General features: G+C 42.9%; 23 protein-coding genes. 12 read left to right on the top strand and 11 right to left on the bottom strand.

All coding sequences use genetic code 11. The features are described from left to right. Positions 1 to 124: 124 nt before the first annotated feature. Positions 125 to 694 (top strand): Uma2 family endonuclease, encoded by a 570-nt coding sequence (locus tag CAL7507_RS18520; protein ID WP_015130015.1) that lies wholly within the window; start codon positions 125 to 127, stop codon positions 692 to 694. Positions 695 to 799: 105 nt separating this feature from the next. On the opposite strand, the gene CAL7507_RS18515 is transcribed toward CAL7507_RS18520, so the two are convergent. The 5 genes from CAL7507_RS18515 to CAL7507_RS18495 all read right to left on the bottom strand — a co-directional run bounded on the left by CAL7507_RS18515 (position 800) and on the right by CAL7507_RS18495 (position 5,967). Continuing rightward, positions 800 to 1,861, bottom strand: a complete 1,062-nt coding sequence (locus CAL7507_RS18515; RefSeq protein ID WP_015130014.1) for an aspartate carbamoyltransferase catalytic subunit — start codon at positions 1,859 to 1,861, stop codon at positions 800 to 802. Between the two features lie 180 nt (positions 1,862 to 2,041). After that, complete coding sequence (locus CAL7507_RS18510; protein ID WP_015130013.1) at positions 2,042 to 2,593, bottom strand: PadR family transcriptional regulator; 552 nt, start codon at positions 2,591 to 2,593, stop codon at positions 2,042 to 2,044. A gap of 240 nt (positions 2,594 to 2,833) precedes the next feature. Beyond that, positions 2,834 to 4,186 (bottom strand): magnesium transporter, encoded by a 1,353-nt coding sequence (gene mgtE, locus CAL7507_RS18505; RefSeq protein ID WP_015130012.1) that lies wholly within the window; start codon positions 4,184 to 4,186, stop codon positions 2,834 to 2,836. A 1,183-nt stretch (positions 4,187 to 5,369) separates the two neighbouring features. Then, positions 5,370 to 5,744 (bottom strand): type II toxin-antitoxin system VapC family toxin, encoded by a 375-nt coding sequence (locus CAL7507_RS18500; protein ID WP_015130011.1) that lies wholly within the window; start codon positions 5,742 to 5,744, stop codon positions 5,370 to 5,372. Next, positions 5,731 to 5,967, bottom strand: coding sequence for a type II toxin-antitoxin system Phd/YefM family antitoxin (locus tag CAL7507_RS18495; protein WP_015130010.1), 237 nt, complete (start codon positions 5,965 to 5,967; stop codon positions 5,731 to 5,733). Before CAL7507_RS18495 ends, CAL7507_RS18500 begins: the two co-directional genes overlap by 14 nt. Positions 5,968 to 6,047: 80 nt before the next feature. Here CAL7507_RS18495 and CAL7507_RS33455 point away from each other — a divergent pair, with 80 nt between their 5' ends. From CAL7507_RS33455 to CAL7507_RS18485, 3 genes are all read left to right on the top strand, one after another. Continuing rightward, a complete protein-coding gene (locus CAL7507_RS33455; protein ID WP_255348316.1) occupies positions 6,048 to 6,176 on the top strand; it encodes a hypothetical protein in 129 nt (42 codons plus the stop codon). Positions 6,177 to 6,446: 270 nt separating this feature from the next. Beyond that, the gene (locus CAL7507_RS18490) at positions 6,447 to 9,653 is read left to right on the top strand and encodes a glycoside hydrolase family 15 protein (protein WP_015130009.1); all 3,207 of its coding nucleotides are present in this window, start codon (positions 6,447 to 6,449) and stop codon (positions 9,651 to 9,653) included. Positions 9,654 to 9,694: 41 nt separating this feature from the next. Further along, entirely contained in the window at positions 9,695 to 10,075 is a 381-nt protein-coding gene (locus tag CAL7507_RS18485) for a GxxExxY protein (protein WP_015130008.1), read from the top strand. A 29-nt stretch (positions 10,076 to 10,104) separates the two neighbouring features. Here the strand turns inward: CAL7507_RS18485 and CAL7507_RS18480 are convergent, their stop codons facing one another. Both CAL7507_RS18480 and CAL7507_RS18475 read right to left on the bottom strand, forming a co-directional pair. Next, positions 10,105 to 10,902, bottom strand: a complete 798-nt coding sequence (locus tag CAL7507_RS18480) for a sugar phosphate nucleotidyltransferase (RefSeq protein ID WP_042342276.1) — start codon at positions 10,900 to 10,902, stop codon at positions 10,105 to 10,107. Between the two features lie 192 nt (positions 10,903 to 11,094). Next, positions 11,095 to 11,409, bottom strand: coding sequence for a YkvA family protein (locus CAL7507_RS18475; protein ID WP_015130006.1), 315 nt, complete (start codon positions 11,407 to 11,409; stop codon positions 11,095 to 11,097). 196 nt (positions 11,410 to 11,605) lie between these two features. On the opposite strand from CAL7507_RS18475, the gene CAL7507_RS18470 reads away from it, so the two are divergent. The 3 genes from CAL7507_RS18470 (at position 11,606) to CAL7507_RS18460 (ending at position 13,661) form a co-directional block, all read left to right on the top strand. After that, positions 11,606 to 12,349, top strand: a complete 744-nt coding sequence (locus CAL7507_RS18470) for a MotA/TolQ/ExbB proton channel family protein (RefSeq protein ID WP_015130005.1) — start codon at positions 11,606 to 11,608, stop codon at positions 12,347 to 12,349. A 39-nt stretch (positions 12,350 to 12,388) separates the two neighbouring features. After that, positions 12,389 to 13,084 (top strand): biopolymer transporter ExbD, encoded by a 696-nt coding sequence (locus tag CAL7507_RS18465; protein WP_015130004.1) that lies wholly within the window; start codon positions 12,389 to 12,391, stop codon positions 13,082 to 13,084. Positions 13,085 to 13,295: 211 nt separating this feature from the next. Next, positions 13,296 to 13,661: a phage holin family protein gene (locus CAL7507_RS18460; RefSeq protein WP_015130003.1), complete on the top strand. Its 366-nt coding sequence runs from the start codon at positions 13,296 to 13,298 to the stop codon at positions 13,659 to 13,661. Between the two features lie 694 nt (positions 13,662 to 14,355). Here the strand turns inward: CAL7507_RS18460 and CAL7507_RS18455 are convergent. Continuing rightward, positions 14,356 to 15,684, bottom strand: coding sequence for an IS4 family transposase (locus CAL7507_RS18455; protein ID WP_042342275.1), 1,329 nt, complete (start codon positions 15,682 to 15,684; stop codon positions 14,356 to 14,358). A gap of 219 nt (positions 15,685 to 15,903) precedes the next feature. Next, positions 15,904 to 16,611, bottom strand: coding sequence for a photosystem II biogenesis protein Psp29 (psb29, locus tag CAL7507_RS18450; protein ID WP_015130001.1), 708 nt, complete (start codon positions 16,609 to 16,611; stop codon positions 15,904 to 15,906). Between the two features lie 203 nt (positions 16,612 to 16,814). Between psb29 and CAL7507_RS18445 the strand changes: the two genes are divergently transcribed. Further along, positions 16,815 to 17,411 (top strand): chromophore lyase CpcT/CpeT, encoded by a 597-nt coding sequence (locus tag CAL7507_RS18445; RefSeq protein WP_015130000.1) that lies wholly within the window; start codon positions 16,815 to 16,817, stop codon positions 17,409 to 17,411. A 379-nt stretch (positions 17,412 to 17,790) separates the two neighbouring features. Here CAL7507_RS18445 and CAL7507_RS18440 read toward each other — a convergent pair whose 3' ends face one another. Both CAL7507_RS18440 and hemF read right to left on the bottom strand, forming a co-directional pair. Then, a complete protein-coding gene (locus CAL7507_RS18440) occupies positions 17,791 to 18,159 on the bottom strand; it encodes an STAS domain-containing protein (RefSeq protein WP_042342273.1) in 369 nt (122 codons plus the stop codon). A 434-nt stretch (positions 18,160 to 18,593) separates the two neighbouring features. Further along, entirely contained in the window at positions 18,594 to 19,637 is a 1,044-nt protein-coding gene (hemF, locus tag CAL7507_RS18435) for an oxygen-dependent coproporphyrinogen oxidase (RefSeq protein ID WP_015129998.1), read from the bottom strand. Between the two features lie 419 nt (positions 19,638 to 20,056). On the opposite strand from hemF, the gene CAL7507_RS18430 reads away from it, so the two are divergent. From CAL7507_RS18430 to CAL7507_RS18415, 4 genes are all read left to right on the top strand, one after another. Then, positions 20,057 to 20,581: a hypothetical protein gene (locus CAL7507_RS18430; RefSeq protein ID WP_015129997.1), complete on the top strand. Its 525-nt coding sequence runs from the start codon at positions 20,057 to 20,059 to the stop codon at positions 20,579 to 20,581. Positions 20,582 to 20,839: 258 nt separating this feature from the next. Further along, positions 20,840 to 21,910, top strand: coding sequence for an Mrp/NBP35 family ATP-binding protein (locus tag CAL7507_RS18425; RefSeq protein WP_015129996.1), 1,071 nt, complete (start codon positions 20,840 to 20,842; stop codon positions 21,908 to 21,910). Positions 21,911 to 22,012: 102 nt separating this feature from the next. Further along, the gene (gene rodA, locus CAL7507_RS18420; RefSeq protein ID WP_015129995.1) at positions 22,013 to 23,329 is read left to right on the top strand and encodes a rod shape-determining protein RodA; all 1,317 of its coding nucleotides are present in this window, start codon (positions 22,013 to 22,015) and stop codon (positions 23,327 to 23,329) included. A 194-nt stretch (positions 23,330 to 23,523) separates the two neighbouring features. Continuing rightward, positions 23,524 to 23,718 (top strand): NAD(P)H dehydrogenase subunit NdhS, encoded by a 195-nt coding sequence (locus CAL7507_RS18415; RefSeq protein WP_015129994.1) that lies wholly within the window; start codon positions 23,524 to 23,526, stop codon positions 23,716 to 23,718. The last annotated feature ends 11 nt before the right edge of the window (positions 23,719 to 23,729 follow it).

The raw sequence follows: 23,729 nt of genomic DNA, 5'->3' as shown, positions 1-23,729 counted from the left end.
TAAGACTTTGGTGCGTTACGGACTCCGTCCTAACACACCCTACAGATACTGATGCACTCTATTCACTTTGCTATCTTTAAATGTGGCTCATCTGATGATTTCCATCTAGGATAGGTGTAAAATTATGAGTCTTTTGACATTAAATTTAGACACCGTTCACTTGACAGAAGAACAGTTCTATGAACTTTGTCAAAATAACCGCGAGTTGAAATTTGAACGCAATGCTAAAAGAGAATTAATTATTATGTCACCCGTTGGGGGAGAAAGCGGTAATCGAGAAGCGGACTTGATTATTGATCTGGGAATCTGGAACCGAGAAACTGGCCTCGGTTATACCTTTAGTTCATCTACTATATTTAAGTTACCAAATGGTGCCGATCGCTCTCCAGATGCGGCGTGGATTCAACGCCAACGATGGGAAGCACTCACACCCCAACAAAGGTGTAAATTTCCTCCTATTGCACCAGATTTTGTGATTGAATTAAGGTCGGCAACAGATGATTTAGAAATGTTGCGTTCTAAAATGCGGGAATATATGGATGCAGGGGTGAAATTGGCATGGTTGATTAATCCTCAACAGCAGCAAGTAGAAATTTCTCGCCAAGGACGGGACTTGGAAGTGCAAAATCTTTCGACAGAATTATTAGGTGAAGATGTATTGCCAGGATTTAGCTTGAGTCTATCTTGTTATTAGGTGATTTCTGCAAATAATCTTACCAATTGGAGGGCAAACAACCGTTTGCCCCTACGACAGATCACTTGCGAAGATTTCAGTTCCAGTAGCTTGCTCAAGAATTCCTTACACTTTACCGCTACCAATTAGATATAGTAGCGCCATGCGAACGGCGACACCGCTGGTAACTTGTGCTTGAATGAGGCTAAATTCCGGGTCATCCATTAAATCTGAGCTAATTTCGACACCACGGTTGACTGGCCCGGGATGTAAAACTTTGACATCAGGTTTAGATAATTTTAGTTTGCTACGTGTAATGCCAAATAGTTGATGATATTCTCGCAAACTTGGCAGTAAATGGGCTGTCATGCGTTCTTTTTGCAGGCGCAAAGTCATGACAAAATCAGCATCGCGCAAGGCTGGTTCTAAATCCCAATGTAAGAATAGTTGACGATTGGGTATTGCACTTCGGCTCCTTTCGACTCCGCTCAAGGCGAGCCGCTCAGTGACCAGGGATTTTTCGGCTGTCTCTTCAGAGAAATAATCAGCAAATAATTTAGGTAACAGGGTGGGTGGTGCTGCTAGATGTACTTCGGCTCCACTTGCTGTCAAACTCCAAATATTCGATCGCGCTACGCGAGAATGGAGAATATCCCCGACAATCGCAATTTTTTTCCCCTGCAAAAGTTCTATCCGGGGACGGGTTGGGTCAATGAGACTACAGATGGTAAATAAGTCAAGTAATCCTTGGGAAGGATGCTCATGTTGACCATCGCCAGCGTTGAGGACACTCACTTTTACACCGAGACGATCCATTTCTTGAGCGATCGCATTCGGTACTCCTGCTTCTCGATGGCGAATCACCATGATATCAGTTCCCATCGCCAAATAGGTCTTCGCTGTGTCGAGAATTGTTTCTCCCTTAGTCATGGAAGAAGTTGACGCGGCAAAATTCAAAGTATCTGCACTTAAGCGTTTAGCGGCAATTTCAAAACTGCTGCGAGTGCGAGTAGAAGGTTCAAAAAATAAATTAGCCACCACCTGTCCTTGCAAGGTTGGCACCTTCTTTGTTCGCCGTGATAGCACTTCTTGAAAACTAGCAGCAGTTTGCAAAACAGTATCGTATTCAACGGCACTAAAGTCAGCTAGAGAAAGAATGTGATGACGATTCCAGGTAGTAGTAGGCATAAATAGCTATCATTTTTCTGTGTAGAGATGGGATTAATCTCGTCTCTACAGCTTTTTAATTTACATATGCAGAGGCAATAATACCATCTGTCTTCTATCGAAATAGGGAATGGGGCATTGGGCATTGGGATAGAATAACCTATTGCCTATTGCCTTCTTCTTGACAAATGACAAACCTATTTATATTTTTTCTGCCATTTGATTGAGTTTAGCTAAGGTTTCTTCACACCAATTAATCAAAGCTTGAGTCACATGCAGCTTATAGCTAGCTGTCATCAGCCAGTAGGGGGTATTGATTTGATCAGCGTCTTGTGCTGCTTGGGCGATCGCTTGATATTTTTGCAACAATTGTTGTTGCTGCTTACGGAATTGTTCTACATGAAGAATGTTGTCAGTTACAGTCGTTTGTTCTCCGAAAAACAGCTTTAACAAAATCTCGATTCTATCTACTTGTGGCTCGACAGGTTCCGTCAACCACTGTTGCAACTCCATCAAACCTTTGTCTGTGAGCATGTAAACGTGACGATCTGGCTTGCCAACTTGCGGTTTAATCGATTGCGTTGCCAATCCTTGAGCCACGAATTGTTTGAGAATGGGATAAATCTGCCCATAACTCTCACTCCAAAAATTGCTGGTGCTGGATTCAATCTTTTTTTTGATGTCGTAACCGGATTGGGGCCCAAAACTCAATATTCCCAGGATGGCGTACTTGCTTTTATTTTCTCTTGGCATCACTATTTCTCAGGCATATATCTCAGAGATATAAACTAGGAGAGGCGAGTCTTTGAATTGCACTCAGATTGGTAGATGCTTTAAATCAGTGAACAGACTGATGACTGTAGTTATTGATATCAAAAAAAATAGCGCTACATATAAGATTAATCATTGTCATTCACAAAGACGCTAGGAAGTGCAAAAAACTTTATTTGCGTCAATGCGAAAGACTTTAATAAACCAAAATTGCTAGCGACATTAATGTGGTAGATGGAACACATTTAAAGCTAGAGAAATTAGGCTCAGAAACGTTAAAAACCCAATGGTATCGAGCATTGTTGTCACTAAAGGGCCACTAACGAGAGCAGGATCTAACTTGAGTCGCTTTAAACCCATTGGTAGTAAAGTACCGAGAGTCACAGCAACAATTGTATTAGTTGCCATCACCATGCCTGCAATGAGTGCCACCCATCGCTCTTGGGGTTTTGCCCAAATCAAGGACAGCAAAATCATTGTGATTGATAAAGCTAAGGCGGTACCTAAACCGGCTAAAAGTTCTTTGCGGAGAATTTTGAGGGTATCTCTGGGTGTGACTTCACCCACACCTAAACCGCGAATTGTTACCGTTAATGCTTGAATACCAACAGTACCGCCAGTGTTAGAAAAAATCGGCATGATCACGGCTAAAACGGGCACAGCAGAGATTACTGGTTGGAAAGGGGCGATCGCACTCGCAGCACCAATATACAGCGCCATGATTCCCAATAGCCAAGGTAAACGCTTAAGAATCGTGACTTGGGGAGCAGATAAAGCCGCTTCATCACCACTCACACCGGCTAGTTTTTGAATATCTTCTGTCGCTTCCTCCTCCAAAATATCAATCACATCATCAATCGTGATAATACCGACTAATCTATCTTCCCGATCAACTACCGGGATCGCGATTAAGTCATAACGCTTCATGATTTGGGCGACATCTTCTTGGGGAGTTTCGGTTCTCACCTTAATGACGCGATCGCTAGCAATATCTCGGATTGATACTTCAGGGAACGTAAATAGCAACTGGCGCAAAGAAACCACACTCACTAGAGTGCGATTATCGTCTGTAACGTAGGCGTAGTAAATTGTTTCCTTGTCTTCATCCTGACGACGGATTTTGCTGAGGGCTTCACCGACAGTCAATCCTTCCCGCAACCGCACGTATTCTGTTGTCATCACCCGCCCAGCGGTGCCTTCGGTATAACCGAGAATCGTCGCCGTGGCTTGTCTTTGTTCTGGACTCAATTCCTGTAATAACCGTTTGATTACCCCAGCAGGTAGTTCGTCAAACAATTCTGCCCGTTCATCCGGACTCATTGCTTCCACAAGTTGTACTACTTGAACGTCATGTAGAGAATTGATCAGTTCTTCTTGTACTTCTGTGGGCAGATATTCAAAAACATCAATTGCATGAGCTTTATTAAGTAGGCGGAAAGCGATCGCCCGCTGTTTTTTAGGCAATTGTGCAATGTACTCACCAGCATCAACGGGTTGTAAATGATTTAAACTCCATTTGAGCTGGTTTAAGTCAGAAACGTCAACAACTGAATTGCGAACATCCTGTATAAGCATAATACCTCCTATGGTCTCCCCCACGCTGGGAGAGTGCCCTACCAGCTCAGAGGAGGTTAATACTGCCGTCTTGTGGACTGTGGTCCATAAAATTCAACAATTCAATTTCGATATCTAATCAGGCATCGTTAAGTCATAATACTAACCCGGAATGGTGTTATCCGGTAGATGCAAGTATCAGTGTATAAAATCGGTGATATTACACACAAGTAGCTAACTTATTTACCCTGATTTTCGTTTGATTAGAGTAGATTTTACTACTGTCACAATCTGTGTCAAGCCAATATCCGAATTTACTGGCAAACTTCACAGAGTTAAAATATTTACCACACTAGAAGTAGTCTTTATCTTGCTATTAGCGGAAGGTTTGTGTGATTATACCGAATATTGTTCCTTTAGTTCAACCAATTACTGGTATTAATAGTCCTACTACTGGATCAAATTTTCTGCTTGAGCGCAATTAGACAGCTATTAGGCTGTTACAAGAGTTGAATTTAGCTCGCGCACATCCACCAAATGATTTTATTGCAGTTTGCTAATATACGCCGTTTGAGTACGCGTTGGTCAGCCAAAGACAACAATTTTAAGTATTCCTAAGTAACACAATTTCTGTTAAGGTAGCAGCGCGGATGTGGACACTTATGAAATTAATTCCTAAGCAGCAGATAGCTTCCTTACAAAATAACACAATAAACAAAACCCACCGCTTCTGACTGTGGGATGAATTTTGAGCAAGTGGAATATAGATACGCCGTCAAAATTTTTATATTGAATTCCATACAAAATACACGTAGGGTGTGAAAGCGTTGCGTAACGCGCCGTCCAAAGGCTTTGGTGTGGTTACAGACTCCGTCCTAACACACCGCAAATCTCGGATGGTGCGTTAGCCTCCGGCATCACACAACGCCAGTTCCCTCAAGTCGGGAAACCCGCCCACGTGACTGGCTCCCCTACTTTTCCAGGTTTTGGGGTGATTAAATCACTTGTGTGTACACGGTAGCCTTTCTAGGGGAGCCACTGCATTGGGCGGCTTTGCCGACTTAAAGCAAGTGGCGTGAGGAATTAGATTTCTTGTTTCCCCACATGACATCGGGGGGATTAAGGGGGATAATAATTCGATTAAAATCACAGCCAACCACTTTTCAAACAACCTCTAAACGGCAATTATACTTTCATTGCAGTCCTACCATTTGGCACAAATATAGTTATTTAGGATGTTTTCATCTTTGCTCAGTAGTATATTGTTACCTATCTGAGCATTTGCCGTAATAATCCTGTCAAAAGGATCGCGAGTCCAATTAATTCCCAAAGAAATACTAATAATCTGGTTAAAGCTTTTACTGCATATCTGTAAATCAATCTGCTCGAATAGTTCAGCAATAATTGTATCCGGTTGGTGTGTAATGCGTTTTATTTCGTATAAATACTGCAACTCTAATCGAACAATTGGTGATATATAAATTTCATTATCATTAATTAAACTTTTAGCAAGTTCACTTAATTTATCTGTCAAACCAGAATAGAGCCACACCACGACATGAGTGTCAAGGTAAATCAATATTAATCTCCCGCTCCCAAGTTATATTAACTAAATCATCGGGATTTCCTTGAATAATATCTGGCTTAAAAATCAAGTTTTTAAGTTTATCATTTCTTTCTATAGGAACAATTTTTAACAGCTTACCATTTTTATTAATTTCGATTGGGATACCTGTTTCTAGTATCTCATCTAATAGACGCTCAATATTATTACTCAATTCCGTTAATGTAACTTTTTTCATAGAGTTCCCTTATCCGTTAGGGTACAGTTTACCTTACCTTCAAATATCCTGCGATACGGGGAGCGATAAGCCTTTGGCTTATGGCAATCAGTGCGCCATCTAAATTATATAGAAATCATCCTCTTAGCGTAAGCTTACCATCAGGTATCGCTCCGGCAACTCAAAATCAGTGCGATCGCCTAGCCTCTCCTCTATTCACCATGCCTTAAACCAGGGACGCAGTGTTGCATTAAGCCATTGCGTTAATTCCTGATGCAAGGTTGGGTTTCGCTTGCGCCTCAACCCAACTTACATTTGTGCTTGGTTATGCTTTATTGACAATGATGTCACCAGATGTTGAGAAACACGAGATAATGAGTAATTCACACCACCCCTAGCTGTCACAGCATCACCAGATTAAAGAACATTTTCTGGCTGGGCTGATATCTTTGACTTCACAGTCACAGGGTCGCGTTCTGCAAGTTGCTAAGAGTAAGATCATGAAAACTGTTACCGAAATGCACACTCGTCTGGAGAATTATTACCAGGAAATTAAGACAATTATCCTGGCTCGTCAAAATCCCATTACTGGTTTATTACCTGCGAGTACAGCGGTAACGGCTCATGGTGATTACACAGATGCTTGGGTAAGAGACAATGTTTATAGCATTTTGGCAGTTTGGGGTTTAGCACTTGCATATCGCAAGATTGACGAAGACAAGGGACGCACTTATGAACTAGAACACAGCGTCATCAAGTTGATGCGTGGGTTGCTGTTTGCGATGATGCGACAAAGCGCGAAAGTGGAGCAATTTAAACACACTCAGTCGCCCTTGGATGGTTTACACGCTAAATACAACACCAGTACTGGCGACATTGTTGTCGGTGATGACGAATGGGGACATTTACAACTTGACGCTACATCTATATTCTTATTGATTTTGTCCCAGATGACTGCTTCTGGGTTACAAATAATTTATACAATTGATGAAGTCAATTTTGTCCAAAACTTGGTTTACTATATTGGACGAGCTTACCGCACCCCAGACTATGGCATTTGGGAACGAGGTAATAAGATTAATCATGGTAGTGCGGAGTTAAACGCCAGTTCTGTGGGGATGGCGAAGGCGGCTTTAGAAGCGATTAACGGGTTAGATTTGTTTGGTGTGCGTGGGAGTCAAGCATCAGTTATTCATGTCTTACCAGACGAAATCGCCCGCGCCAGGATTACACTAGAGTCCTTATTACCGAGAGAATCCGGCTCTAAGGAAATTGATGCAGCGTTGTTGAGTATTATTAGTTTTCCGGCTTTTGCGGTAGAGTCAGAGACGCTACGCGATCGCACTCTGAATGAAATTATCACCAAACTGCAAGGAAAATACGGTTGTAAACGCTTTTTGCGTGATGGACACCAAACTGTTTTAGAAGACACCCAACGTTTGCACTACGAACCGTGGGAACTGAAACAATTTGAGCATATTGAGTGTGAATGGCCGCTATTTTTCACTTATTTAGTTCTTGATGGCTTATTCCGTGGCGAACAAGCGCAAGTTGACTATTATCAACAGTGTTTAGCATCATTACTAGTAGAACATGATGGTTTGCGGCTATTACCAGAACTTTATTATGTTCCAGAACAGCATATAGAAGCAGAAAAGTTATCTCCCCAAAGTCAAATTCGTTTACCTAATGAAAATGTCCCCTTGGTGTGGGCGCAAAGTTTATATTTTCTCGGACAGATGTTAACTGAAGGATTATTAGCCGTTGGAGATATTGACCCTTTGGGTAGACATTTGTGTGTAGGTAAAAATCGCCAAGCTTTAGTGCAAATTGCCTTATTAGCAGAAGATGAAGATTTACAGAAAAAATTAGAAGTTTATGGTATTGAAACGCAAACACCCAAGCAAGTAGAACCAATTCAAGTGAGAAAAGCCGGGGAACTTTCTGCTATTTTTACGCAGATTGGCCGCAACGATAAACTCGGTTTAACAGGTCGTCCAACCAGACGACTCAGGAGTTTGACAACATCGAGAATCTTTCGGATTTGTGGGGAGACAATTGTATTTTTGCCATCTTTTTTAGATTCCCAGCAATTTTATTTAACTCTCGATTACCATTTTCTTTTAGATCAAATTAGAAGTGAACTCGCTTATATTCAACAATATTGGAGCGATTTGGGGCGTCCTATTTTAACTTTAATGTTGACACACACCATGTTAGAAACTGGTTCGGAGACATTATTAGAACTAATGCAAGAACTAAAGGATGGTGTTTGTAACGGGATACAGGTGAAATTAGGGCGACTCAATCAGCTGATGCTTACCACTGGGATACAACGCATTGATTTTCTGCAAAATGCGGATTTTTCCCAGTCGCCGATGAAAAATGCTGCCCCACGTTGCTATTATCTAGCTTACAGTCCAGTGAGAAGCTGGCGCTTAGGGCATACCCAAGAGTTTCGGATGGAAAGTGAAACTAACTTGGGGTTGTTGCTTTCTCATTTGCGATCGTCCGAAAATATTTATGAGCAAATTGAGTTATTGCAGACTTTAACTCGTTTGCAGGGTTTAGAGTTCAATACAGGATTTGGGGGGCCACAATACCGCGTCACCGTAGCCGATTTACTGGATGAAGTATACACCAAAGCTGGAGATACAGGTACTTGGGGAGTGGTGCGTCGTGCTGCTGGGTTGCGTCAGATGGTGGATATCAGCTTGTCAGATACAGTGACGAGTATTTTGGTACGGGGTAAGCAAATTTCTGTGGGGAAAGCTTACAGTGAAGCATCTCTGATTGCAGTACCCATGTCTCACAACGAGATTGCGGAGAAAATCAATCATTTTTGTCGTGAGGATATCCGCGATCGCGTGTTGACGCAAGAGATTATTATTTATCTTGGTATCCTCATCCGCACAGAACCTGAACTGTTTCAAGGACTATTAACCTTCAGAGTCGGTTATCTCATCTTGCTGATTACCAGCGAATTAGCCAGAGAGTTGCATGTTACTCAAGGCGAAGCATACGAACACTTGATGGAATTGTCGCCTTTTGAAGTCAAAGCGCGTTTGCGTCAAGTATTAACTGGCTATACAGGAATGAGTAACCTGTTACGTCAACAAGAATCATTACACGTCAAGCAAAAAGAAAGTGACATCGCTTGGGTGGTGCTACCCACAATTGGGGAAGAAATCGAAGTTCCACCAGGGGGTTGGCGACGGTTTCGCCAAGCCGAAGGTGCATTAAACCGCGTACCCAAGGACTTTTTTCAGCAAGTTTGGCTATTAATGCAACATTGCAAAGGTCTGGTGATTGGCGATAAGCTAGAGCGACGCAATCGTTTAGATAGCGAGTTGATGCTATCAGAAATGACTGCCAGTGAAAGGAATTTTGCTTTGTTAGTGGAGCATCTACTGAATAAAATTGAAGCTCCAGAATATCGCCAAGTTAATATTGAAGCACTAATGGAGTTAGCGGCGATCGCTGCTAATAACCCAGAACTGCAAATTGAAGAGTATATCGTCTTGGATGTATTAATCGGTCATGCCGTGAGATTAGCATGGTTAGAGCAACATCCTCAAAGAGGCGATCGCTATGATGAGGATAAAGCTTCGGCTTGGCGATCGTTCTATAATACCTCGCCTAGAGATTGTGTGAGTTACATTTTGAAGGCGTTCAGATTCTTGACTGAGTTTGTGAAGGAGTTTTAAGCGCAGAGGTTCGCTGAGGTAAGCGCGGAGGTTCGCTGAGGATGACAGAGAATGATTTGACTGGCGTAATTATTGGTTGTGCGATGAGGGTACATACGGCGTTAGGACCGGGTTTATTGGAGTCGGCTTATGAGGCTTGTTTGGATTATGAACTCCAGCAATCTGGATTGAATGTTGGTAAGCAAATACCTTTGCCTTTAGTTTATAAAGATGTGCAATTAGAGTGCGCTTATCGATTAGATTTGATAGTTGAAAACAAAGTGATTGTCGAAATCAAATCCGTAGAATCCTTAAAACCAATTCACACTATACAACTCATCACCTATCTCAAACTAGCAAACTGCAAACTAGGCCTGCTTATCAACTTTAATGTCCCTCGCCTCAAAGAAGGCGGCATCAAACGCATCGCCAACAACCTCTAATCTTCACTCTGCGAACCTCAGCGCCTACCTCAGCGCCCCTCTGCGTTTAAAATACTAAATTGTTGCACAGCGCGGCTTAAATCATCCGGCGTGCCAATATCTAAGTAACTACCATCTGCAAACACCTCTGCTTCCACTCGCAAACCCTGATTAATAGCCACCTGAATCACATCGCCAATCGGTAATTCTGGTTGCTGCGACAAATTATTAGTCTCCAGAGACAGGAGCAACTCATGCAAGAATCGAGTAAAAGCCGGTGTCCAAACTGCAATACTCCACATATACCGCAAATCCGACTGCTGAGGTTTTTCAATTACTAAGCTGACTTTACCTGTATCATCAAAATCAACCATCCCAGCTTTTTGAGGTTGATCGGTAGGGAATAACCCTAAAACAACATCAGCGTTACCAGCTTCTAAACGTGTGAGTAAATGCACAAAAGCATCCTCTGGCTGGAATAAAATATCCGGGAACCCCAGCGCCACTATTGCATCTTGAACAAAGGGATAAGCTTGATCTAAAGTGAATGGAACACCAAAAGGTAATCCCATAATCAAATAGCCCAAGCTCATTGACAGCATTGCACCATCCCCAAAATATGCTGGAATATCCCACTTACCAGGACGCAAGATAAAGTATGCTTCACTAATCCCTGCCTGTTGCATTTTTTCGAGCAGATAGTGAGAAACTACTTTCGGACTAAGGTGATATTGATCACTACGTTTCTGAAAGCCAACTGGGTATAACTCTTTACTTAGCGGTAAAGGGGATATCCTCGTAGCCTGTCCGCCCGCAGGTAGTAGTCCAATGACTTGCTGTTTGTTAATTTTACGGTTATTCATTAGTAATTTAGACTACTAAATATAAATAAAAAATACTCATTCTTTAGGGTGATAATTTTAACAGTTAACAGTGAACAGTTAACTGAATTTAATACAAAAATATCCCCTACTTTCCAGCGCAGTTAGCAACATACAACAAAAGTAGGGGATTAATTAAATTTTATTTTGTTTGCAAAACTACTTGACAGAGACGGCATCAACATCGATAGTATTTCCGGTGGAGGTAGAATCCTCTGGGGTGCTTGGGGCTGCAGTGTCGACACTACCTTTACGGGCTTTCCAGCCTTCAATCACTAGCCCAGAAACTTCAGTAACTAGCAAGGTTAAAAGGAAAACATCATCAATTTCTCCCACAATGGGTATGATGTCTGGGAGGATATCAAAGGGGCTAAGAATATAAACGAGTGTTCCTAAAATTACCCACCAGCGGTATTGTGGGTTGCGAAGCAAGTTGCGATACCAAGCGTAAACTGATTGGATTGAAAATTTCATGTTTTGAACCTCCAGTTATCTTTTATTGTGACAAATTATGTTCTAAACTCCCGGTGGGAATAACCGCCCCAATTATTCTAGAAGTTTCTACAAAACAATGTAATTTGGCATACACGTATGGTAATGGTGCATTAATCTCTAAAATTAAAGTGCTTTGAGTCAATTGCTCTAAAAATGGAGGGAGGAGATCTAAACAGTGGATATTTTAAATTTGTTTTACAAGGGCGGGCTAGCAATGTGGCCGCTACTTGCTTTGTCGATTCTATCTTTAAGTGTAATTTTTGAGCGTCTATGGTTCTGGTTGCGAATTTTGAATCAGGAAAAAGAAATAGTTGCTCGTGTTCTCAATGCTGCTGCTGAAAATTGGGAAGCAGCGGCGGATATCGCTAGACAGGCTACAAATCAGCCGATTGGAAGATTTCTCTACGCCCCTTTACGGCTGTTGAAAAATGATACGGAAACCTTTCGATTGGCTCTAGAGTCAACGGCGGAAGATGAGTTGGCGGGGATGCGTCGGGGCGAAAAACTTTTAGAAGCGGTGATTACTATTTCCCCGCTATTGGGATTGTTGGGTACAGTTTTGGGTTTGATTGGCTCTTTGGAAGGTATTAGCACTAGCGATGTGGCAAAGGCATCTACTGGGATTGGAGAATCTTTAATTAGTACAGCAGCTGGTCTAATAGTTGCGATCGCTAGTTTGATATTCTACCGTCTATTCCAAGGTCTTGTGATTAACCAAGTAAAAGTTTTTCGCAAGGCGGGAAATGATTTGGAGTTGCTTTATCGCCAGTCACCGCCTGATTTTAGCAATAGTTCAGAGATAATTTTGCGAGAATCCTCACAGGAAAGTTTTACACCACCTCCTAAACGAAATAAAAACAGGTTTTCTAATCCTCCTGAACTCCCGGAGAAATCTGATTCATTAGATCCTGAGCAATAATCAAGCATTCCACATTGAATCTGGGGTAATAGAGAGAAGATGAAAATTAATCAGCAGAGTCCATCTGAGGAAGTCCAAATTCAAATTATTCCTTTAATTGATGTTGTTTTTTGTATTCTGACGTTTTTTTTGTTAGCATCTGTGCAACTTACACGTCAAGCAATTAATATTGAGTTACCCAAAGCTAGTACAGGTACCGCTGCTGGTCTCACTTCTCAGGGTAAAGGTAATATACTCCCTGTGACTATTGATGCTGTTGGTCAAACTTACGTGGAAAAACAGGTTGTACAACGGGGACAGTTGGCTGAGATATTAAAGAAATATGTCCAAGAAAACCCTACTGGTACTTTGGTGCTGAATGCATCACGCACAGCAACTTACAACGATGTCGTCCAGACATTAGATTTGTTGCGGCAAGTAGGAGGCGATCGCGTATCCTTGGGAATTATACCAGGGCAAGATCAACCATCTACAACCCCAAATATTCCTATTGAGCCTTCCTTCCCCGTTAATCCTGGTGTAGCACCAGTCGTCCCAAATACCGTACCTGTTCCTGGCACTAACCCCCAAGACAATATCAACCCTACCTTACCCTTACCCACAGAACCTAATCAATCCCAACCAGGCCAAGGTATCATTCCTAACAATCCTGGTGTTTCTCCTGTGGTTCCCAACGCCCCCGCGCCCCAAGCGCCTTTAGCACCAGGAAAAAAGGAAGGAGGACAGAGGAGATGAGGAAGATAAGGGAGACAGGAGACAGGAGAGTTTTTTAATGCCCAATCCCCAGTTCCCAATCCCCAATCCTAAAGATATCCAAAATAAATTCCGACTAGAGAAAAAAATCCTGCTAATTTAAAAAATAACTTGGTTGGGCTGCAAAAATTTTTCTGTCGATAGACTGAGTAATTTATCGCCAATCGCCATTCACGTTTCAAAGGTTGTGGCAATGAATGAAATTGGGACAGTTTTGATTGTTTGGGTGGTAACGGCGGTTAGCTTGCTGATTATTAGCAAGTTACCCTTGGGAGTAGAAATAGACGCACCAGATAAGGCATTCCTTTCCGCAGCAGTTCTTGGTATCGTCACGGCAGTGATCAGACCGATTTTACGCTTGGTATTTGTAGTACCAAGTTTTTTGACGTTTGACTTGTTATCTGGCTTATTCACATTTATGATTGCCGTTGTTTGTTTTAGTATTGCTGCTTGGTTAGTGGAAGGCTTTCGCTTACGTTTTGGCATCTGGAGTGCTGTGATTGGCGCATTTGCACTCACTATCGTCAATAACCTGATATACAAATTATTAGGTGTTTAAAGCTTCTAGCTAATATTAATATTTTTGCCCTAAGTAGGTGGGTGGAAATATTTATAATTATGTTAAGAAATTTAAAATGTAGGGTGCGTTAGCTGAAAGCGTAACGCACCTTGAATTATGGATGGTGCGTTACGCTCCGCTAACACACCCTACTGGCGTGTCAAGCCTAAATTTGTGCGTTAACCAAAAATACATTGTACGGGCACGGCACTAGTAAGGTTATCGGCTTACCGAAAAGATTTAGGATATTGTAGGGGCACGGCACTAGTAAGGTTATCGGCTTACCGAAAAGATTTAGGATGTTCCCTACGAGAGCAACTGAACGAGATTGTCTTTTATGGGTGGTTCATTTGATTGCATTAATGCATCATTTTAGCCTTGCCACGCCACTACGTTGATTTATATTTGTTTACATACATTAAAATTTTCTTGCCGACTTACTTAAATCCCATATCTAAATCAGTGAACAGTCAACAGTGAAAAGTCTGATAACTGATAACTGATAAAACAAGTATGCAGTTCTATAGGGAACCACATACTCAGGGGTTTTGGGCTTCGTGCTATTTATTTTGAAAACTAGATAGCAGTTCTCAATTGACCAATAATTTCTTGATGCTACAGAGCAAGCGGATTTATCCGTGGAATCAATCCAAAATCCTGTTGGGTAAAATTCCCAAGCCCCTGGATTTATCTGCTACGGTGTACACACAAGTAGACCCAGAGCGAGTTTCCAGCCAAAAAAGGTGGATTCAAACTGCTTAAGCCCCCGAGTCAAAGTAGTAATTCCTGGAGGTTTTTGAGACTTGTAACCAGACCAACCACCAAGACGAGCAATAATCCAGGTAGCCCAAGGTAAGGAATGAGGAGGATAGGGATTTTGTTGACGTGGAGTGTGACCTTCTACAGTTGGTGCAAGAGTAGATAAACATTGCTGTTGCTCATCCGAAAAAGCTAGATTTGCAGACAACTCAGGATTATCCCGTCCCTGAATCATTTGTAAAATTCGCACAGCTACTGACAAAGCTAAAACACTCAGTCGCTTAATGGCAGCAATGGACTCAAGCTGAGTAGCTTCGAGATTTAAACCAGCAGTTTTGAGGATGGCAAATAGTTGTTCAATTCGCCATCTCCATGTGTACCATCTAATGATTTGTAGTGCTTGTTCTAGACAAACAACTTGGTGGGTGGTCAACAATCGCCAATGAATCGGTTCCGTACCCGCAGGTGGGTTGACTTCCACAGCTTCCACGGCGTAAAGCGTTACACTAGGGGGATAATCTTTGGCACTCAATTTCTCTGGACGTTGAATTTTTACCAGCGCACAGCGCACAATTAATAATGCCTCTCTTGCGGTTCTACCAATACGTGAATCTGCTGGAACATCCACGGTATAAGTCCCCTCGCTAGGTTGTTGGTTTAAATACGCATACAGCGATTGGGTCTTTCCTATGAGGCGACGGTCAATGCGCGCTCTGACCAACACGTGATTTTTGCGATTTGGTACGGTCGTAAATTCTTCATACATATCGCTTTCTCTATCGGCGATATGAGTCACCATTTTGGCATTACCAATACTTAAACATCTTTGGGTTTCATCGGCTGAACGCAGCCATTTGTATGATTCTTTTTCCTCTATCGGTAACTTTTTGTAATTTCGTTCATGCTTATCGGCATGGTCTATCTCTCGCGTCCACAGTTTTACTGTGCTTAATCCCAATGGAAATCCATTCTCTGCATCCAATACTAAAGTTGGATGAATATAAAACCCTACGTCTGTGTTGTTTCCGACTACACCTAGACCCTCTGCTTTCAACCTACCAACATGAGACTGCAAGTTAATTTCGCTACTATCACTGATGGCTAATATATGCTTGTCTTCTACCTGTGATACACAGTGGTCTGATAGGCTGCCGACTAATTCCCCTATTGTCACATTCTCATTCGACAAAAAGCGGTAGTACCCCACCTGTTCTGCTCTATTTCTACTTATTTGGCGAATGCTGACTGATTGATGTTTTTCCATTGCTTGGTACAATGCTGCCCCCTTTTTATCAACCTTGGGTCGCCAAAAGCAATTCCATCCCACTGTTGAGCGTGAATCATTATTGGATTTTCCACCACCTTTTACTCCCCACAACTCCTTCCCTTAGTAGTTTACTAGCACTTGTGTGTACACCGTAGGGATTTATCTGTGGGGTCAATCCAAAATCCAAAATCCAAAATCCAAAATTGTCTGACGATACTATTCGTTAGTACTGGGAGGTGCTACTGGAGTAATTGATTGTTGTTTGCGCTGTTCGCGTTTTTTACGATCGGCTGAGAGAACATCTGCCATCACTATTAGTGCTTGTGCTATCTTGTCCAGATTAGAGCGATATAGCTCCAAATCCTTGTTGAGTTTTTCATCAGATAACTGCAATCCAGTAGCAATAGCTTTTAGAGCCTCGTTGCGTTGTTTTTCGTCTTTGACTAATTCTGGATCTGACAGTTCCAATAGAGTGAATAAACCAATTGCCAACAAGCGGCTGTATTTAAAGTTAGGATTGTTAGCGATCGCTTGCAGTTGTGCTTGCAAATCAGCATCTTGATCTAAATGAGTGGTTTGAGAGAGCCATGCAATCAAATCATTAGCTGGCAAACTTTTAGCCAAAACTCGCAATCGTTCCGCATCTTGTCTATAACGTTGCGGTTCCTGCTCTACAGCGTGACACAGGGCGTTAAAAATGGATTCTTGATCCCGTTCTGGTAGGTAGCCTTGCATGAAGCGGTCAAAGGTCGTGACGACACCCAAGGCATAAATAGAATTGTAGCTAAAATCGATATTTACTGACAGTAGATGCATTTCCACCATCAACTCTTCCACCACCCGACGATAAATCGTGTTGATTGGACGGGTATGAAGATTGTAGAAAGTTCGCTTTGTATCAGAGACAGTACGGACGTTATTCACAAAGAAAATGTTAAGGGCGACGTATTTGTATTCTCTCGTTTAAAGGCTACTTTGCCAAGTTAAGGTTTTTGCTTGCGGGTGGTGACTTACAATGTTTGCAAATCAGAGTTCCTGACTAAGCTTGCAGTTGCAAGGTTCAGCAGCCTTCTTTTTTGAGGCACTAGCCCAAAGTTACCACATTTTATAGTTGTGCATCAAAATTTATGACCCTTTCCCCAGATTTAATAGTTTTAGGTGAGTATCTATCTGGTGAATTTGACAATCAAGCGCAAGCCATAGCTGATCCTGTTTGGTATGTCCACCTGCGCTTATGGCAAAGACCAGTTAATTTGTTTTTAGAAGACAGCATTACACTGTTTGCCGAACAAGCAAATGTGATCAACTTAGACAATCCTTACCGTCAGCGAATTATCCGTTTATTGCCACGGCGCGACGATGATGCACAACTGCAAGTACAGTACTACATGCCTAAAGATCCCAGTGCCTTGAGAGGCGCAGGTAAGAACCCTGCTTTACTGAATACACTCACATCAGAGCAATTAGATTTGTTGCCAGGTTGTTTTCTCACCGTTACTAAGCAAACACTAGCTACCAACGACTATAAGTTTGCTGCTACCCCACCGCCAAATACTTGTTGCCAATTTACTTATCTTGGCAATAGCATTCAAGTTTCTCTAGGGTTTGAAGCTACTGCCAAAGAATTTTACAGTTACGACAAAGGGATTGACTCAGAGACGGGGAAAGCCACTTGGGGCGCGACTATAGGCCCTTATCGCTACTCTAAGCGTATCCAGTATTAAGTGCTGAGAAAAGATGAGGTAATTTCATTAAGACTTACGCAAGATGTGACCAAAAACCTGATTCTTGCGTAGGGGTAATTCATGATAAACATGGAGCATCTTCCCGCAGGGTAAACCTGTGTCAACTTAAGCCAAGGCGAATAGAATTCGCAGCTACACAGGCAAAGTCCGCCTCCGCGGACTAACGAGAAATTAAGAGTTTGAAACCTGCGGAGGCAGGTTTTGTTTGTGTAGACGAGCCAGTGCGTTGGGGAGACAGCGCCGTGGGCGGGTTTCCCGACTTGAGGTGACTGTCGTCGGCTCTGCCGACTTGTAGACGCGGAGCGGCTTCTCGTAGAGTAGCAACTGGCGTGCGGTTTATAACCGCCTACTTTCCTTTTCAACTGGCCATGCTACGAGGTACACCTTCTAGCGCTTCGTCTTCAGTTTCAAATATTTCAAAAACCGTGTCCATCATTGTGACTTCAAACACCAGTTTTGCTTCTGGGTGTACATTACAAATGCGGAAACTGCCTTTGACTTTATCCGCATCACGCATTCCGGCTACTAAAGATGTCAGTCCAGAACTATCAATAAAATTTACCTGACCGAGATTCACAACTACGTGGTGGCTGAGTTTGGAAATACACTCCTGTAACTTCAGGCGAAATTGCCAAGCAGTGGTGATATCCAAACGACCTGTTGGTGTCAAAACAATAATAGTATTACTGTCTTGGGTTGTATAAGTTTTTTGTTCTATTTGAATCACTAGGCCCCCTTGTGGCACTCCTCTCAGAATTAACTGCTACTGTATACGGGCTGTTAGTGATGAGCCAAGAGACTTGCTGTGCTAGGAATATGATTTTCCTATGACTAGCAATTATGCTAGTGCTTTAGTAAATTTCTTGACTCACCACTAAACAGAATGATCCAGTGCTGATACTTGAGGTTAACAAGCTACAGCTAAAAATGTCACTTTTTTTTGCTAAGTGCTTATTTATCAGTAGTGTAACTCACCAAAATGATATTGAGTAGCCAGGGATACTAATAGGTAGGAGGCAGGGGGCAGGGGGCAGAGGGAAATGACCTGGACTAAGTGGCTTTCGTCTTCGCTCAGTACAAAAAGGGAATCTAGCGCAACATCTGAAGATTTTACTGCGCCTCAACTATCTCCCTTGCTCCCTGCTCCCTGCCCCTTTGCTTTTACTTAGTTGGTGTCCAGTTGCTCCAATCTTGGGGCTTGAGGAAGGTTTCATACAATTCAGCTTCAGGGGAATTGGGTTCTGGCTGATAACCGTATTCCCAACGTACCAAGGGTGGTAGGGACATGAGGATTGATTCTGTGCGGCCGTTGGTTTGTAGACCAAAAATTGTGCCTCGGTCATAGACCAAGTTAAATTCTACATACCTACCCCGACGGTAGAGTTGAAAATTCCGTTGGCGATCGCCATACTCGATCCCATGTCGCCGTTCGACAATGGGGACGTATGCTGGCAAAAACGCTCTACCACAGTCTTGCACAAAAGCAAATAATTCTTCCCAACTCCGGGGTGCTGGTTTTCCCACTTGGTCACTGTAAGCCGCTGCTGCTCCTTTGGGATCGGGACCGCCGTATAAACCACTTTCACTATGTTGGTAATCAAAAAACAGACCACCAACACCCCGGGTTTCATTCCGGTGCTTAAGATAGAAATATTCATCACACCAGCGCTTAAATACTGGGTAATACTCTGGGTTGTGTTGATCGCAGGCTTGCTTCAGTGTTTTATGTAAATGTGCCGCATCTTCAGCAAAGGGATAATAGGGAGTCAAATCAACACCACCACCAAACCACCAAACTGGCCCAGCTTCAAAATAGCGATAATTTAAATGGACAGTTGGTACATATGGATTGCGAGGATGCAGCACCATTGAAGTACCTGTGACGTAGAAAGGGTGTCCGTCGGCATCTGGACGCTGGGCTAAAATTGAAGGTGGTAGATGATCTCCCCAGACTTCAGAAAACCCTACACCAGCTTGTTCAAAGATTGCACCATCACGCAAAATACGCGATCGCCCTCCACCACCTTCTGGGCGTTCCCAACCATCTTCCTTAAACTTACCCACACCATCCAAGTTTTCCAACCCTTGACTAATTTCGCTTTGTAACTGCTGCATAAACTGACGAACCCTAGTCTTACCGTCAGTTGGTGGTAAAAATTTGGATGATTCTACTTTTAGAGTGGGGGTTTGCGAGTTGGTCAACATAAGATTCCCGAACCTAAATTACAATTTCCAGAAAGCCCCAAATTTTCAGTCTAAAAATTTGCAGGCAACACAAGCCAACAATCAGACTCAATTTGCCCAACTTGCTTTTTCTTGATGGTCAAGCATTTAGACAATTGATGGGCATGACTAAAGTTATTTTCCCTCAAATGCGTATAGGCTTGTATATTGATAAAGTTTTTTTTTCTGAATTTTTTTGATCGGAACAGCTTAGTGTAAACACTAGGCTCTGGCTGAGTTTACAACGAGACTGCACTTCGGCTGCGCCCTTCGACTACGCTCAGGACAAGCTCAGTGACCAGGGACTGGGGACTAGTTTTTTACTCAGGACTCAGCACTCATGACTCAACACTTTCCAGCCAGAGTTACCAGAAAGCTGTGTAGCTAGGAGGATTAGGCAAATGCGAAGTTGGTTATCTCAATTTAGCGATCGCAAACGTCGTCGATTTTGCGCCTCTCTCGTGCGGACATATCGAGAGATAAGTTTTGCAACTGTAGATGAACTTTGGCAACAGGTAGTTGACTTAACAGACGTTTCCTGGCATCCACTACTAAAAAGTACCAATGTCCCGCGGGGATTAGTACCTAAACCAGGATTAATTTTTCAAGCTATGACACGCTTTTCGCCGATTCCCATCCAAATTTTTGTGGAGCGCGTCAATCCTAGAGAACTTTTGAGTATTCGAGTTTTGGCAATTCCTGGTATCGAGGAACGGGTAACGTACCAAGTAGAATCCACCGTTTGCGGCACGTGCCTATCCTATTCTGTCACCCTACGCGGTTGGTTATCACCGCTGATTTGGTCATTTACCCGCCCCTACGCCGATCGCGTTGCCCGTTCTTTAGTCGAAGCAGTCGAAAAGGCCGCATTGCAAGCCGTGTCAAATAAGAAAAAATCCCTCAACGACAGTTGTTTTGATTGTTAGGGCATGGGGCATGGGGCATGGGGATTGGGGACTGCACTTCGGCTACGCTCAGTGAGCAGGGATTGGGGATTGGGGAGAAATAACTAATAATTATTGACCCTTGACTCTTGACTCTTGACTCTTAAAAAATGCCAAATGACAAATGACCAATGCCCAATAATTAATGATCAATTGGTATTTCGCAAAAGTATAAGATCCTAGTGTAGGTGATAAGAAAAATTTCTTAAGTTTTATTACGGCGGCAACGGTGAAAACACTATGTACGATGTCCTAGATTCCCACTCTGTCCTAGAAGTGTTGCGACCAGTGCAAGACCCAGAGCTGCAAAAAAGTCTGGTAGAACTGAATATGATTCGCAACGTCACAATTGACGGTGGCAAGGTTAACTTCACTTTAGTGTTGACCACACCCGCCTGTCCCTTGCGTGAGTTTATTGTTGAAGACTGCAAAAGAGCGGTGAAAAAACTTCCAGGTGTGACGGATGTTAATGTGGAAGTGACAGCAGAAACACCCCAACAAAAAAGTTTGCCTGATCGCACTGGCGTTACTGGTGTGAAAAATATTATTGCTGTTTCCAGCGGTAAAGGTGGCGTTGGTAAAAGTACGGTAGCGGTGAATATAGCAGTGGCGCTAGCGCAAACAGGGGCAAAAGTTGGTTTGCTGGATGCAGATATTTATGGGCCTAATGACCCCACAATGCTAGGACTGGCTGACGCTCAGATTGTAGTCCGCCCCAGTGAAAAAGGTGATGTCCTGGAACCTGCTTTTAATCACGGCGTCAAATTAGTCTCGATGGGCTTTTTAATTGACCGAGATCAGCCAGTGATTTGGCGGGGGCCAATGCTAAACGGAGTAATTCGCCAGTTTCTTTATCAAGTGGAATGGGGAGAACTCGATTATTTAATTGTCGATATGCCACCGGGAACAGGGGACGCCCAGTTAACATTGACACAAGCAGTACCGATGGCAGGAGCAGTTATTGTCACCACACCGCAAACCGTAGCACTGTTAGATTCTCGTAAAGGATTGCGGATGTTCCAGCAGATGAACGTACCTGTGTTGGGGATAGTAGAAAATATGAGCTACTTTATACCCCCAGACATGCCGGATAAGCAGTATGACATCTTTGGTTCTGGTGGTGGTGAGAAAACAGCCGCTGAATTGGGAGTGCCGTTATTAGGACGTGTACCCCTAGAGATTTCCACAAGAGTTGGCGGTGATAACGGCATACCGATAGTTGTAGCCCAGCCAGATTCAGCATCAGCAAAAGCCTTAAGAGCGATCGCCCTAAACATTGCTGGTAAAGTATCAGTTGCTGCCTTAACATAGGAAATCTGAATTTTTATCTGGTTCCTGGGCTGTAGCCTAGGAATACAGATTTAGAGTATTCGCTAAATTTAAAATTTAAGAGATCAAGTCTAAACTCGCACAATGTTGTTAAAACGATCGCTCCCCAAAATTCGCTGGAAGTCTTGGGTTAAACCTTGGCAGCAAGTAGATTGGCTACTATTTTGTTTACCCATTGGTGTCAGCATCTTTGGTGGCATCATGATTCTCAGTACAGAACTCAAGCAACCAGTCACAGACTGGTGGTGGCACTGGCTGGTAGCAGGTATTGGCACTTTGATCGCCTTATTTTTAGCTCGTAGCCGTTATGAAAATTTACTGCAGTGGCACTGGGTAATATACGCACTGACTAACATCAGCTTAATTGCAGTCAGGGTAGGTGGTATCGAGGCTAAAGGGGCACAAAGGTGGATTAATGTTCTGGGTTTTAATGTACAACCCTCAGAATTTGCCAAAATTGGCGTGATTATCACCCTAGCGGCTCTCTTACACAAGCGCACAGCCTCTACTTTACCCAATTTTATCCGTGCTTTGGCATTCACAGCTTTACCTTGGCTGTTAGTATTTATACAGCCTGATTTAGCAACTTCATTGGTATTTGGGGCGATCGTTTTAGGGATGTTGTACTGGGCAAATGCTAATCCAGGTTGGCTGATATTATTAATTTCTCCTGTAGTTGCTGCCATTTTGTTTAGCATATCTTGGCCTTTATCAGAGCCGTTAGTTTTGTTCAAAGAACTATCTTTCGGACCTTTAGGCTTAGTTTGGGCAGCGATTATGGGTGTGGTAGGCTGGCAGACTCTCCCCTGGCAGCGATTTGGTCTGAGTGCCATAGGTGCCTGGAGTCTCAACATGTTAGGCGGTGAATTAGGAGTCTTCGCCTGGAACCACGTATTGAAACCGTATCAAAAAAACAGACTAAGTGTATTTATTAACCCTGAACATGATCCCCGTGGTGCTGGATATCATCTGATACAATCTCGCACTGCTATTGGTGGTGGTGAAGTTTGGGGATGGGGTTTGTTTAAAGGCCCAATGACACAATTAAATTTTGTACCAGAACAACATACAGACTTTATTTTCTCGGCTGTGGGCGAAGAATTCGGTTTTGTTGGTTGTTTAATAGTGTTGTTTGTCTTCTGCTTAATTTGCCTCCGCCTACTACATATAGCTCAAACTGCCAAAGACAATTTTGGCTCACTTTTGGCCATCGGCGTTCTGTCCATGATTGTCTTTCAGGTGCTTGTTAACGTTGGCATGACGGTTGGTTTAGCACCTGTCGCCGGAATTCCCCTACCTTGGATGAGTTACGGACGTTCTGCCATGCTTACCAACTTCATTTGTTTGGGAATCGTCGAATCAGTAGCAAATTTCCGCCAGCGACAAAAGTATTATTCCTGAGTCAACTGAAGTCTGAAGTCTGAAGTCTGAAGTCTGAAATTACTCCACCGATTCCCAGTTATGGCTCGAATCATGGAAATACTCGTCTTTTCTGCCCACAAAGCCGCAGTGGATCACAAATGACCAATGACAACGGACAACTGACTCCTGACAAGTATTAAGCTAGTAAAAGGAAGTAAGCGAAGGTAAATATCATGATCCTGCCTGGAGCAACTGTTCGAGTAAAGAATCCCGCAGATACCTATTATCGCTATGAAGGACTCGTACAACGGGTAAGTGATGGCAAGGTAGCCGTATTGTTTGAAGGTGGTAACTGGGATAAATTAGTTACCTTTCGCCTACCTGAATTGGAAGTTGTCGAGACTGTAGGTAAGAAAAAAGGGAAATAAAACAAAGGATG

Source organism: Calothrix sp. PCC 7507, assembly GCF_000316575.1.
GTDB lineage: Bacteria > Cyanobacteriota > Cyanobacteriia > Cyanobacteriales > Nostocaceae > Fortiea.
This window is presented reverse-complemented; position numbering and strand designations above follow the sequence as displayed.

Excerpts from the sequence above, each read along its gene's own strand:
- CAL7507_RS18490 (WP_015130009.1), top strand. The coding sequence starts at position 6,447 with ATGAAAACTGTTACCGAAATGCACACTCGTCTGGAGAATTATTACCAG.
- hemF (WP_015129998.1), bottom strand. The coding sequence starts at position 19,637 with ATGTTGACCAACTCGCAAACCCCCACTCTAAAAGTAGAATCATCCAAA.
- CAL7507_RS18495 (WP_015130010.1), bottom strand. The coding sequence starts at position 5,967 with ATGAAAAAAGTTACATTAACGGAATTGAGTAATAATATTGAGCGTCTA.
- CAL7507_RS18520 (WP_015130015.1), top strand. The coding sequence starts at position 125 with ATGAGTCTTTTGACATTAAATTTAGACACCGTTCACTTGACAGAAGAA.
- CAL7507_RS18425 (WP_015129996.1), top strand. The coding sequence starts at position 20,840 with ATGTACGATGTCCTAGATTCCCACTCTGTCCTAGAAGTGTTGCGACCA.
- CAL7507_RS33455 (WP_255348316.1), top strand. The coding sequence starts at position 6,048 with ATGGCAATCAGTGCGCCATCTAAATTATATAGAAATCATCCTCTTAGC.
- mgtE (WP_015130012.1), bottom strand. The coding sequence starts at position 4,186 with ATGCTTATACAGGATGTTCGCAATTCAGTTGTTGACGTTTCTGACTTA.
- CAL7507_RS18475 (WP_015130006.1), bottom strand. The coding sequence starts at position 11,409 with ATGAAATTTTCAATCCAATCAGTTTACGCTTGGTATCGCAACTTGCTT.
- rodA (WP_015129995.1), top strand. The coding sequence starts at position 22,013 with ATGTTGTTAAAACGATCGCTCCCCAAAATTCGCTGGAAGTCTTGGGTT.
- CAL7507_RS18515 (WP_015130014.1), bottom strand. The coding sequence starts at position 1,861 with ATGCCTACTACTACCTGGAATCGTCATCACATTCTTTCTCTAGCTGAC.
- CAL7507_RS18465 (WP_015130004.1), top strand. The coding sequence starts at position 12,389 with ATGAAAATTAATCAGCAGAGTCCATCTGAGGAAGTCCAAATTCAAATT.
- CAL7507_RS18445 (WP_015130000.1), top strand. The coding sequence starts at position 16,815 with ATGACCCTTTCCCCAGATTTAATAGTTTTAGGTGAGTATCTATCTGGT.
- CAL7507_RS18430 (WP_015129997.1), top strand. The coding sequence starts at position 20,057 with ATGCGAAGTTGGTTATCTCAATTTAGCGATCGCAAACGTCGTCGATTT.
- CAL7507_RS18455 (WP_042342275.1), bottom strand. The coding sequence starts at position 15,684 with ATGGAAAAACATCAATCAGTCAGCATTCGCCAAATAAGTAGAAATAGA.
- CAL7507_RS18510 (WP_015130013.1), bottom strand. The coding sequence starts at position 2,593 with ATGCCAAGAGAAAATAAAAGCAAGTACGCCATCCTGGGAATATTGAGT.
- CAL7507_RS18460 (WP_015130003.1), top strand. The coding sequence starts at position 13,296 with ATGAATGAAATTGGGACAGTTTTGATTGTTTGGGTGGTAACGGCGGTT.
- CAL7507_RS18415 (WP_015129994.1), top strand. The coding sequence starts at position 23,524 with ATGATCCTGCCTGGAGCAACTGTTCGAGTAAAGAATCCCGCAGATACC.
- CAL7507_RS18485 (WP_015130008.1), top strand. The coding sequence starts at position 9,695 with ATGACAGAGAATGATTTGACTGGCGTAATTATTGGTTGTGCGATGAGG.